The organism is Blastococcus sp. SYSU D00669, assembly GCF_054050715.1.
On sequence record NZ_JBJGZV010000053.1, the window covers coordinates 19,253 to 30,730 of the forward strand.

Sequence of the window (11,478 nt, forward strand, 5' to 3'; positions counted from 1 at the left end):
CGGCGCTCACTCCGGGTGGTTCCCGCCGCCGACGGTGAAGGGGGAGTGGACGCCCTCGTAGGCCAGGTGCAGCACCATCCCGTTGGTCGCGTGGTCGAGGTCGTGGCAGTGCGCCAGCCAGATGCCCGGGTGGTCGGCCACCAGCAGTACCTCCCACACCTCACCCGGTCGGACGTCGAAGGTGTCCAGCTCCAGGGGGCTGCCCCGCACCGGCACCCCGTCGCGGGCCAGCACCCGCACGTGGTGCCCGTGCGGATGCATCGGGTGGGTCTCGGTGCCGCGGTTGACCACCGTCAGCCGCACCCGCTCGCCCTCCCGCACCGTCAGCGGCGCCACGTCGGGGTAGGCCGCGCCGTTCACCGTCCACGCGTAGCCGGGCAGGCCGTCGAGGAAGCGCAGCTGCCGGTCGAGGACGACGGTCAGGTCACGGTCCGCCGCGGCCGGTGGCGGGCCCGGCGTCCCGTAGCCCAGCAGGTCCAGCTCCGGCCCGTCGGCGAACGGGGCGTCACCGCCGCCGTCGTCGCCCGACGGCGTCAGCACCAGGCCGGTCCCCGGCGCCCCCTCGATGCCCAGCCGGACGGCGGCGCCCGGCATGGTGAGCGCGACGTCGTACCGGCTCCCGGCGGGTATCCGCAGCACCTCCGCCGTGAGTTCCTCCGGCCCGGTCAGGTCGCGGCCGTCGACCGCGACCACCCGGAACGGCGCGCCCGCCAGCGACAGCCGGTGCGGCTCGCTGTCGGTGTTGAGCAGCCGCAGCCGCAGCTGCTCCCCGGGCGGCACCTCCCGGTGGTCGACCAGGTCGGTCGCCCCGAGGAGCACGACGCCGTCGATCGTGTGCACCGGGAGGGTGAGCTCGGTGCCGCCGTCCCCGCCCGGCGGCCGGACGACGAACGCCCCGTACAGCCCGCGCTGCACGCCGGCCGCCGACTCCTGGTGGGTGTGGTACCAGTACGTCCCCGGCTCGTCGGCCACGAAGCGGTAGGTCGTCGTCCCCCCGGGCGGCACCGCGTCCTGGGTGACCCCCGCGACGCCGTCCTCGCCGTTGGGCACGTCGTAGCCGTGCCAGTGCAGCGTCACCCCCGCCGCCACGTCGCGGTTGCGGAGCTCTACCTCCACGAGGTCCCCGACCTCCGCCTCGAGCGGGGGACCGGGCAGCGACCCGAACGTCCACGCGTCGACGGTGCGGCCCGACGGCAGATCGACCGCCTGCTGCCGCGCGGTGAGCACCGCCCGGCGCGGCGGCCCCGGCGCGTCGGCGGGGGTCCGCAGCCCGGCCACCGACACCCCGCCGGCGCCGTGGCCGCCGTGCCCGCCGTGCCCGCCGTCGTCGCCCGACCTCAGCGCCGAGGCGGTGGCCGGCACCGCGACCACCAGCACGCCGACCGCCACGAGCGCAGCCACGAGCAGCCCCCGCGCCCGGCCGCCGAGCACGACGCCCGCGACCGCGGTGGCCGTCGCCACCACGGCCACCACCGCGGCCGCGGTCCCGGCCCGGACCGGCACGCCCACCAGCGCCCACGCCGCCACGCCCGCGGCCGCCCCGAAGCCCGTGGCCAGCAGCGCCACCCGGCCGGCGACGGGCACCGCCCGGCCGCGCAGCGCCGCCGGGCCGGCGAGCACCACCGCCGCCACCGCCGGCAGGCCGACGAGCGGCAGGGTCAGCAGCACGTCCTCCTGCACGAACCACCAGCTCCGCGCGCCCAGCGCGACCACGACGGCGATCCGCCCGGCGACCAGCAGCACGCCCGCCGCGAGCAGGGCCGGCAGGAGCGGCCGGCGTGCCCCGCCCACCAGGACCGCCGCCGCCAGCCAGACCACGGCGAGCAGGACGGTGAGCCCCAGGTCGAGGGCGAGCAGCGCGGTGGTGCTCACGACCGGGCGAGGGCGCGGGCGCGGCGCAGGAGCAGCAGCGTCACGGTGAGGATCGCCAGCCCGTTCACCGCGTGCAGGCCCAGCACGACCTGACCGGCCACGTTCGTCCGCTCCGGGGTCGACCCGGTCGCCGCCGCGACCAGGAACAGGAGCATCTGGCCGACCAGCAGCCCCAGCGGCAGGGCGCTGAACCCCACCAGCCGGCCGGGCGCCCGGGCGAGCGCGGCGGCGCCGATCACCAGCAGGCAGAGCAACGGCAGCACGGCGCGGCCGTTGACCAGGTGCAGCACGAACTGCGAGTCGTTCTCGGGCGCGGTGAAGACGGCGAACGCCGCGAAGTAGAACTGCACGACCACGGCGACCGCGAGCAGCTCCACCAGGACGACGAACGCCTTGCGGGCACCGGGCCGGGTGCGCGCAGCGGTCGGGCGGGTCTCGGTGTCGGTCATCGCGGCCTCCTCGGGATTCGGCTGGCCGGCGACGCTAGGTCGCCGTCCGGGCCGCCGGAACCCGGCCGGCCGGGGGTGGGGCCTGCGGCGGGCCGCCGTACCGCCCGGGGGCTGACCTCCTGGCCGGGCGTGCCCCGCGCCCCGACAATGGCGCGATGCGGGCCGTTCGCTGGACGCTCGTGCTGGTCGGCGGGGCCGCGCTCGTCGGGGCCCTCGTCTGGGACGTCGTGCGCGGCGACCCGGGCCACGTCGTCTGGGTGCTGCTCGGCCCCGCGCCCTTCTTCCTCGTCGGGCTGCTGGCCCTCCGCCCCGAGACCCGCGCGCTGCAGTGGCTGCTCGCCGCGGGCACCTTCTTCGCGCTCGACGTCCTCCTCGGCGACCTCGTCCTGCCCGCCGTCCACGGCACCGCCGCCGCACCGACGGTGGCGCTGGTGCGCGACCTGGTCGGGCTCGTCTCGGTGGGCGCGGCCGTCGGGATGGTGGCGCTGTACCCGAGCGGCCGCGTGGAGGGCCGGCTGGAGCGGTGGGTGCTGGGCGCCCTGCTCGCCGCCTCCGCGCTGGTGCCGCTCGCGACGGCGCTGAGCCGGCCGACCCTGCCCGTCGGCCTGTACGACGACCCGGGGACGCCGCCGGTGCCCAGCCCGCTGCACGTCCCGGCGCTGGCCCCGGCGGCGCCGGTGGTCGACGTGCTCCGCGCCACCTGGCTGGGCTGGGTGCTGGTCGCGGTCGTGCTGCTGGCCCGGCGGTACCGCCACGCCGCGCCGCCGGTCCGCCGGCAGACCCGGCTGGTGCTCCTCAGCTGGGCCGCGGCGTTCGGGCTGGTGTGGCTGCCGTCGGTGGTGGTCCTCCGGTTCGCCCCGGAGGGCGTGCTGACCACCGTCGTGGTCGGAGTCCTGTGGTTCGGCACGCTCGTGCTGGCCCTCGGCGCGCAGGTGGTCCCGCTGGTCTCCGACGGCGTGCTGGGGATCGACGCTCCCGCCCGGCGGCGCGCCGTCCGCCGGGCGCTCGGTGCGCTGATCGTGCTGACCCTCGCGGGGGTCGCCGTCGCCGCCGGGCTGGTGCTCGCCCGGGTCGCCGGCCCCGTCGCGGGGGTGGTCGCTGCGGTCGCGGTGGTGCTGGGCTGCCTGCCGCTGCGGCGCCGGGCCGAGGTCGCCGTCGACCGCTGGGTGCTCGGTTCCCGCCTCGACGGCTACACGTTGCTCAGCCGGTTCGGCGACGCGCTGGCCCGGGTGACCGGCCCCCAGCAGCTGCTCGACGAGCTGGCCACCACCGTCTGGCGGGGGCTGGACCTCACCTGGGTGACCGTGCGGCTCGAACCCGAGGGCACCGAGGCCGCCGCCGGGCTGCCGGCCGAGCGCCGCGGCGCGCCCGACGTCGTCGTCCCGATGCGGCTGGGTGCCGCGACGCTGGGCAGCATCACCTGCGGGCCGCGCCGCGACGGGCCCCTGCTGCCGGAGGACCGCCGCTCGCTGGGCTACCTGGCCGGGCAGGCCGCCGCCGTCGTCCACGCGCTGCACCTCACCGCGCAGCTGTCCCGGCAGGCCGGCGAGCTGGCCGCCTCCCGGCACCGCGTGGTGGCCGGCCAGGACGCCGAGCGGCGGCGGATCCAGCGCGACCTGCACGACGGCGTGCAGCAGGAGGTCGTCGCCGTCTCGGCCAAGGTCAGCCTCGCCCGGCAGCGGCTGCAGCGGGGCGACCCCGGGGTGGAGGGCGTCCTCACCGAGCTCCAGCAGGACGTCGGGGCGTTGCTGCGGGAGGTCCGCGAGGTGGCGCACGCCATCCACCCGCCCGTGCTGGCCGACCAGGGACTGCTCGAGGCGGTCGAGGCGCAGGCCACCCGGCTGCCGCTCGCCGTCCGGGTGCGCGCCGACCCCGCGCTGCGGGCCGGCCGGCTGCCCGCGCAGGTCGAGACGACCGCCTGGTACGGCGTCGCCGAGGCGCTGTCCAACGTCGTCAAATACGCCGGCGCCGAGCAGGTCGTCGTCTCGCTGCAGCGCCCCGACGGCCACCTGCGGGTGGTGGTCGAGGACGACGGGCGCGGCTTCGCCCCCGGCCGGCCGCGCGGGCTGGGCCTGGCCGGCCTGGCCGACCGCCTCGACGTCCTCGGCGGGACGCTCACCGTGCGCAGCACGCCCGGGGCCGGGACGGCGGTGTGCATGGAGATCCCCGTGCCGGAGACCGCCGATGCCTGACCGGCTGCGGGTCGTGATGGCCGACGACAGCTACCTCGTCCGCGAGGGCGTGCGCCGCCTGCTCGAGGACTCCGGGGAGGTCGAGGTGCTGGCCGCGGTCGGCTCGGCGGTCGAGCTGCTCGACGCGGTGGAGCGCCTGGGGCCGCAGTCGGTGCTCAGCGACATCCGGATGCCCGCGCAGGGGCCGGGCGGCGCGGGGCGGGCGATGGAGGGCATCGACGCCGCGCACGCCATCAAGGCCGCGCACCCCGACGTCGGCGTCGTGATCCTGTCGCAGTACGCCGAGGAGGCCTACGCCTACGAGCTGTTCCGCGACGGCACCCACGGCCTGGCGTACCTGCTCAAGGACCGCATCGGCGACGTCGCCACCCTGCTCGGCACCCTGCGCGAGGTCGCCGCGGGCGGCTCGGTGGTGGACCCGCTGGTGGTCGAGGCGCTGGTCACCCGCCGGGCGCGGCTGCGCGACTCGGCGCTGCGCCGCCTCACCCCCCGCGAGCTGGACGTGCTGCGCGAGATGGCCCAGGGCCAGGGCAACGCCGGCATCGCCACCGCGCTGGGCGTCTCGGAGTCCTCCGTCGAGAAGCACGTGAACGCGATCTTCGCCAAGCTCGGGCTCGCCACCGAGCCGCTGCGCCACCGGCGGGTCACCGCCGTGCTGACCTTCCTGCGGGAGTCGGGTGCGGCCCGCAGCGGTCAGGACGACGGGGCGGGGTAGCCGGCCCGGGCCGCGCCGGGCGTCGCCCCGGCCACCCGCTTGTAGGCGCGGGCGAAGGCGGTCTCGGACTCGTACCCGAGGTGCCGCGCCAGCTCGCCCACCCGTGCCCCGCGAGCGAGGGCGGTGGCCGCGACGTGCATGCGCCAGCGCGTCACGTACCGCATCGCCGGCTCCCCGGCGAGCTCCGTGAACCGGGCGGCGAACGCCGACCGGGACATCCGGGCCTCGCGGGCCAGCCGGTCGAGCGTCCAGTCGGCGCCGGGGTCCTGGTGGACCAGCGCGACCACCCGCCCGACCTGCGGATCGCGCAGCGCCCGCAGCCACCCCGGGCCCGTGCCGCCGGTCTCCAGCCACGCCCGGATGGCCTGGATGACGACGACGTCGGCCAGCCGGGTGACGACGGCCTCCGCGCCCGGGCGGTCGTGGCGCACCTCGTCGGCGAGCAGCCCGAGCACCACCGGCAGCCAGCCGGAGTGGGCGGCGTCGCGGCCGGAGAGGACGAGCACCGGCGGCAGCAGGTCCAGCACGTGCGCGGCCCCCGGCCGGTCGATCTCGAGCACGCCGCAGAACATCCCGGTGGCCGAGCCCCCGCCGTCGAGCCGCAGCACCGAGTAGTGCTCGGCGAGGAAGTCCTGCGGCAGCAGGTCGGCGCGGCCGGCGATCGGCGCCCCGGGTCCGCTGCGCAGCAGGTGCCCCCGGCCGTGGGGCACCAGCGCGAGGTCGCCGGCGGCGAGGGTGTGCGCGGCGTCCCCGACCTCCAGCCGGCAGCTGCCCTCGGTGATCACGTGGAAGCTCAGGCACCCGTCGAGGGCCGGCATCTCCACGCCCCAGGGCGCCGTCCCCTCGGCCCGGCAGTAGAACGTGCCGCGCATGCGCAGGTCGGCGAGCACCCCGCCGAGGGGGTCGTTCGCGCGCCAGGGCGCCTCCGCAGCGGTCACCGCCCCACTGTCCCGCCGTAGTCCACCGTCCGTCCAGAGAGACTGGACGAACGGCGTGGGAATCCGGACGGCCACGCCTACCCCGCCCCGCCGATCGTCCGCAGGCTGGGGACAGCCGGCGACAGGCGCCGGCGGCGGAGGGGAGAGGTCATGCGAGTTCTGGTCGTGGGAGCCACCGGCGGGTCCGGCCGGGCGGCGGTCGAGGCACTGGTCGCCCAGGGGCACGAGGTGACGGCCTTCGCGCGGCGGGCGGCGGAGTTCCCGGCCGGCGTCCGCACCGTGACCGGCGACGTCACAGTCGCCGCGGACGTCGACCGCGCGGTGCGGGGGCAGGACGCCGTCCTGGTGACCCTGGGCATCGCCGAGAACGCGCTGCGGGTGCGGCTGCGCGGCAGCGCGGGCACGCCGATGGACGTCCGGTCGCGCGGCACCGTGGTGGTCGTGGCCGCGATGCGGGCGCATGGTGTCCGCCGGCTGGTCGTGCAGTCGTCCTACGGCGTGGGGCCGACGCGCGACCGGCTGCCGCTATCGGACCGGCTGGCGTTCGCCCTGCTGCTGCGCCCCCAGATCGACGACACCGAGCGGCAGGAGCGCGTGGTCCGCGACAGCGGGCTGGACTGGACGCTGGTGCAGCCGGTCCACCTGACCGACGGCGACCAGGGCGCGACCTGGTCGACCGACGCCGGTCCCGAGCCCCTGGCGATCGAGGGCATGAAGGTGTCCCGGCGCGCGCTCGGCGGGGTGCTGGCCGACGTCGTCGCGGACACCGGGCTCGTCGGCCGCACGGTGGCGGTCTCGGGAGCGCCGGTACCCGTCCCCGCCTGAGAGCAGCTCAGGACGACGGGTCGCGGTCGGGGTAGCGGGCGCGGGCGAGGGCGTACACACCGAAGGCGGCGAACCCGGCCGCCACCCCGGTGAGCAGCCACGGTCCGCCCCGCACCCCGGCGATCACCGTCATCGCGCCGTCCAGGCCGGTCGCGGTGGAGACGTCGGCCGACGCGGCCGCCTGCCACAGCAGCACCCCGACCAGCCCGAACGCCAGTCCCTTGGCGACGTACCCGACCCGGCCGATCGTCTCGATCCAGGGCTCGAGGCGGTCGGGCGCGGCGGGCAGGTCGATGTCCTTCATGAAGCCGCCGGTGAACCCCCGCACCAGGGTGTACAGCCCGACGGCGACCACGAGCACGGCGACGGCGATCACCACCACCGCCCCGCCCGGGACGTCGAGCGTCTCGTCGGTGAGCTCGCGCAGCCGCTCGTCGGCCTCGTACTCCGCGCCGACGGCGAACAGCAGCGCGGTGACCCCGAGGACGGCGTAGACGGCGGCCTTGGCCAGGCACTTGGCGCAGACGAAGGCGGTCCGCCCCCGGTGGGCCGGGTCGAGCAGGCCGCGCCACCACAGCAGCACCTCGCCGGCCTGCCACAGCGCCAGCGCCAGCATGCCCAGGCCGATCAGCCACAGCAGGACCAGCCCGCCGGGGGAGCCCGCGACCGTCTGCAGGGCTCCGGTCTGGTCGGCGTCGGTGCGGTCGGTGCCGAACGCCAGCTGCACCGCCAGCCAGCCGATCAGCAGGTGCATGACGCCGTAGGCGACCAGGCCCACCCGCGCGACCGCCTCCAGCACGGGGTGGTCGGTGACCTCGCGGGCGTGCTCGACCAGCCGGTGCACCCGGTCGAGCAGCGAGCGCGCGGCGGAGGTCACCGCGCCGATGGTGGTGGAGCCGCCGCCCGGCCGCCAGGCGGGTTCAGCGGACGGCGCGCCGCTCGCGGCGGGCCTGCACCGCGCGGACGACGCGCAGCACGGCGACCACCGCCGCGGGCACCGCGACCAGCAGCCAGCCGTGATCGCCGACGAAGTACGCGATCGCGCACAGCGCCACCCCGAGCGCCACGGCCTGGCCGAGGGTCCACAGCCGCTCCCGCCGCTCGGACCCGGCGTGGCCGGCGAGGATCCGCCGCGCGAACAGCAGGGGCAGGACGACGAGGGCGATCCCCAGCGCCCAGCTGACCAGCACCACCGTGCCCTTGACGAACAGCAGCAGCAGCCAGCCGACCAGGCCGACGGCGGCGACGAGCGCCGCCCCGACCAGCAGCGACGCCAGCAGGGGGCGGTTGGTGCGGACCGCGGTGGTCATGGCTGCACCGTAGTCCCGCTCGCTGGGAACGGACCCCCCGTTCACGGCAGGATCGCGTCGACGTACCCGCCGTCCACCCGCACCGCACCGCCGGTGGTCGCCGACGCCAGCGGCGAGGCGAGGTAGACGCACATGTGCGCGATCTCCTCCGGCTCGATCAGCCGCTGCAGCAGCGACTGCGGCCGGTGCCGCCGCATGAACTCCCGCTGCGCCTCGTCCCACGGCAGGTCGGCGCCGACCAGGGAGTGCACGAAGTCCTCGACCCCACCGGTGCGGGTCGGCCCGGCGATCACCGAGTTCACCGTGACCCCCGAGCCGGCGGACTCCTTGGCGAAGCCGCGCGAGACGGCCAGCAGCGCCGTCTTCGTCATCCCGTAGTGGATCATCTCCGCCGGGATCGCCACGGCCGAGTCGCTGGCGATGTACTGCACCCGCCCCCAGCCGCGCGAGCGCATGCCGGGCAGGTAGGCGCGGGTCAGCCGCACGGCGGTCAGCACGTTGGTCTCGAAGTAGCGGCGCCACTCGTCGTCGGAGATCTCCAGCGCCGGCCGCGCGCCGAAGACGCCGAGGTTGTTCACCAGCACGTCGGCGTCCGGGACGGCGGAGAGCAGCTGCGCCGTCCCCTCGTTGGTGGTGAGGTCGCCGGCCACGCTGGTCACCTCGCCGTCGATGCCCGCGGCGGCCGCGTCCAGCGCCGCGGCGTCGCGCCCGGTGAGGACGACGGCGGCGCCGGCCTGCGCCAGCCCCGTGGCGATGGCCAGGCCGATGCCCTGCGAGGACCCGGTGACGACGGCGCGGCGGCCGTCGAGGTCGATCTGCATGGCAGGAGCAAGGCACGCGGCCGACCTGCTGTTCCGCCGTGGCAGGGTGGGCGGCGTGACCGTGGAACGGACCGTCCGCCTGCACTTCGAGGACTCCGCGCGCACCGCGGGCACGCACACCAACCTGTCCGCGGTCCGCAGCGACGGCCCGGTCCTGTGGCTGGCCGGCGACGAGACCGCGACGGTCGAGCGGCTGGTCGCCGACGACCCCGACGACCCGCAGGTCTACGGCCGGCAGACCAGCTACCGCCTCGCCGACCTCGTGCCCCTGCCCGGGGACGGCGAGGACCGGGAGAGCGAGGCCGACATCGAGGGCATCGCCCGCTCCGGCGACTTCCTCTGGGCGGTGGGGTCGCACAGCCTGCGCCGCAAGCAGATCAAGGCCCGGCACGACGGCGACAAGGCGCTGCGCCGCCTGGCGAAGGTCACCGGCCAGCCCAACCGGCAGGTCCTGGTGCGCCTGCCGGTCCGCATGGACGGCGCCCTGCCCACCGTCGTCCGCGAGCTCGAGCGGGACGGCGTCCGGGTCCGGGCCGCCTCGTTCGGGGCGCGCGGCCCCGACCTGCGCGAGCTGCTCGCCGACGACGAGCACCTCGGACCGTTCCTGCCGCTGCCGGGCAAGGACAACGGGCTCGACGTCGAGGGCATCGCCGTCGCCGGCCCGCGGGTCTACCTCGGCCTGCGCGGCCCGGTGCTGCGCGGCTGGGCCGTGGTGCTGGAGCTCCGGCCGGAGACCGACCCCGATGCCCCCGACCGGCTGGTGCTCACCCCGTTCGACGACGGCCGCCCCTACCGCACGCACGTGCTGCGCATGCAGGGGCTCGGGGTCCGCGACCTCTGCCCGCACGGCGACGACCTGCTCGTGCTGGCCGGACCGACCATGGCGCTGGACGGGCCGGTGCACGTGTTCCGCTGGCACGACGCGCTGCGGGCGGAGACGCCGCAGGTCGTCCGCGGCGACCAGCTCACCCGCGACCTCGTCCTCGGCTACGGCGAGGACTGCGACCACGCCGAGGGCATCGGACTGATCGGCCCGGCCGACCGGCCGCGCCTGCTCGTGGTCTACGACAGCCCGTCCCCGGAACGGCTCGGCGCCGACGGCAGCGTCCTCGCCGACGTGGTCCGCCTGCCGGGGTGACATGCTCGGCGGCGTCCCGTCCCGAGCAGGAGGTCTCGTGCGCGCAGTCCAGATCGCCACCCTCGACGGCCCGCGAGCGGCGCATCTCGCCGACGTCCCCGAGCCCACCGACGAGGAGAAGGTCCTCGTCGACGTGGCCGTCGCCGGGGTGACGTTCCCCGAGGTGCTGCTCAGCCGTGGCGAGTACCAGGTCAAGCCCCCGCTGCCGTTCGTCCCCGGCAGCGAGGTCGCCGGCACCGTCCGGCGCGCTCCGGAGGGCAGCGGCTTCACCGAGGGCCAGCGGGTCGCGGCCTTCCCCGGCTTCGGCGGCTTCGCCGAGGTGGCCGCCGCCGACCCGCTGTTCGTCTTCCCGCTGCCCGACGGGACGTCGTTCGAGCAGGGTGCGGCGCTGCCCATGAACTACCTGACCATGCACTTCGCGCTGACCCGCCGCGGCGGCCTGCGCAGCGGCGAGAGCGTGCTGGTGCACGGCGCGGCCGGCGGGCTGGGGACGGCGGCGATCCAGCTGGCCAAGGCCTACGGGGCGCACGTGCTGGCGGTGGTGTCCACCGAGGAGAAGGGCGCGGTGGCGCGGACGGCCGGCGCCGACGACGTCGTCCTCGCCGATGGCTTCCGCGACCGGGTCAAGGAGCTGACCGGCGGGCGGGGCGTCGACGTCGTCGTCGACCCGGTGGGCGGCGACCGCTTCACCGACTCGCTGCGCAGCCTGGCCCGGGAGGGGCGGCTGCTCGTCCTGGGCTTCACCGGCGGGGAGATCCCCACCGTCAAGGTGAACCGGCTGCTGCTGAACAACATCTCCGTGCTCGGCGTCGGCTGGGGGGCCTTCTGGCTGGGGGACCCGGGGTACGTGGCCGAGCAGTGGCGCGACCTGCTGCCGCTGCTGGAGCGGGGCGCGCTGCAGCCGGTGCTGGGCTCCACCCACGACCTCGCCGACGCGGCGGCCGCGATCGCCGAGCTCGACGAGCGCCGCGCGACCGGCAAGGTCCTGCTGCGCGTCCGCGCCTGACAGTGAGGATGTGGGCGAGCCTCGCAGCGGTCGTTCCTGACCCAGCGCCTGACTGACTTCGGGTCTTCATGCCGATCTGTCGGTTCGGTCCGCTGCGGGGCTCGCTTGCACTCACCGGTCGAGGGTTCGTGACCTCATAGGAGCTTGTGCCAGCAAGCACCCGTCACTGTCTTGTCCGCTCGCTCGGCGGTGCGTGCCGCCCTGACCGATCG

At 76.5% G+C, this 11,478-nt stretch carries 11 protein-coding genes; 5 read left to right on the forward strand and 6 right to left on the reverse strand.

Annotated elements, in window-relative coordinates:
* Positions 1 to 6: 6 nt before the first annotated feature.
* Entirely contained in the window at positions 7 to 1,872 is a 1,866-nt protein-coding gene (locus ACI8AF_RS25070; RefSeq protein ID WP_456542495.1) for a multicopper oxidase family protein, read from the reverse strand.
* Positions 1,869 to 2,321, reverse strand: a complete 453-nt coding sequence (locus ACI8AF_RS25075) for a DUF6220 domain-containing protein (RefSeq protein ID WP_456542496.1) — start codon at positions 2,319 to 2,321, stop codon at positions 1,869 to 1,871. The genes ACI8AF_RS25070 and ACI8AF_RS25075 overlap by 4 nt, the downstream gene beginning before the upstream one ends.
* Before the next feature lie 155 nt (positions 2,322 to 2,476).
* Between ACI8AF_RS25075 and ACI8AF_RS25080 the strand changes: the two genes are divergently transcribed.
* Positions 2,477 to 4,513: a sensor histidine kinase gene (locus tag ACI8AF_RS25080; protein WP_456542497.1), complete on the forward strand. Its 2,037-nt coding sequence runs from the start codon at positions 2,477 to 2,479 to the stop codon at positions 4,511 to 4,513.
* Positions 4,506 to 5,228, forward strand: coding sequence for a LuxR C-terminal-related transcriptional regulator (locus ACI8AF_RS25085; RefSeq protein ID WP_456542498.1), 723 nt, complete (start codon positions 4,506 to 4,508; stop codon positions 5,226 to 5,228). The genes ACI8AF_RS25080 and ACI8AF_RS25085 overlap by 8 nt, the downstream gene beginning before the upstream one ends.
* Here ACI8AF_RS25085 and ACI8AF_RS25090 read toward each other — a convergent pair.
* Positions 5,207 to 6,166: an AraC family transcriptional regulator gene (locus ACI8AF_RS25090; RefSeq protein ID WP_456542499.1), complete on the reverse strand. Its 960-nt coding sequence runs from the start codon at positions 6,164 to 6,166 to the stop codon at positions 5,207 to 5,209. The genes ACI8AF_RS25085 and ACI8AF_RS25090 overlap by 22 nt on opposite strands.
* Before the next feature lie 150 nt (positions 6,167 to 6,316).
* Here ACI8AF_RS25090 and ACI8AF_RS25095 point away from each other — a divergent pair, with 150 nt between their 5' ends.
* Complete coding sequence (locus ACI8AF_RS25095; protein ID WP_456542500.1) at positions 6,317 to 6,991, forward strand: NAD(P)-dependent oxidoreductase; 675 nt, start codon at positions 6,317 to 6,319, stop codon at positions 6,989 to 6,991.
* 7 nt (positions 6,992 to 6,998) lie between these two features.
* Here ACI8AF_RS25095 and ACI8AF_RS25100 read toward each other — a convergent pair whose 3' ends face one another.
* The 3 genes from ACI8AF_RS25100 to ACI8AF_RS25110 are packed head-to-tail and all read right to left on the reverse strand — an operon-like array spanning position 6,999 to position 9,122.
* A complete protein-coding gene (locus ACI8AF_RS25100) occupies positions 6,999 to 7,868 on the reverse strand; it encodes a DUF1206 domain-containing protein (protein ID WP_456542501.1) in 870 nt (289 codons plus the stop codon).
* Positions 7,869 to 7,911: 43 nt separating this feature from the next.
* Positions 7,912 to 8,301: a hypothetical protein gene (locus tag ACI8AF_RS25105; protein ID WP_456542502.1), complete on the reverse strand. Its 390-nt coding sequence runs from the start codon at positions 8,299 to 8,301 to the stop codon at positions 7,912 to 7,914.
* Positions 8,302 to 8,342: 41 nt separating this feature from the next.
* Entirely contained in the window at positions 8,343 to 9,122 is a 780-nt protein-coding gene (locus ACI8AF_RS25110; RefSeq protein WP_456542503.1) for an SDR family NAD(P)-dependent oxidoreductase, read from the reverse strand.
* A gap of 55 nt (positions 9,123 to 9,177) precedes the next feature.
* Between ACI8AF_RS25110 and ACI8AF_RS25115 the strand changes: the two genes are divergently transcribed.
* Both ACI8AF_RS25115 and ACI8AF_RS25120 read left to right on the forward strand, forming a co-directional pair.
* Entirely contained in the window at positions 9,178 to 10,260 is a 1,083-nt protein-coding gene (locus ACI8AF_RS25115; protein ID WP_456542504.1) for a DUF3616 domain-containing protein, read from the forward strand.
* A gap of 37 nt (positions 10,261 to 10,297) precedes the next feature.
* Complete coding sequence (locus ACI8AF_RS25120) at positions 10,298 to 11,266, forward strand: NADPH:quinone oxidoreductase family protein (RefSeq protein ID WP_456542505.1); 969 nt, start codon at positions 10,298 to 10,300, stop codon at positions 11,264 to 11,266.
* Positions 11,267 to 11,478 lie beyond the last annotated feature (212 nt).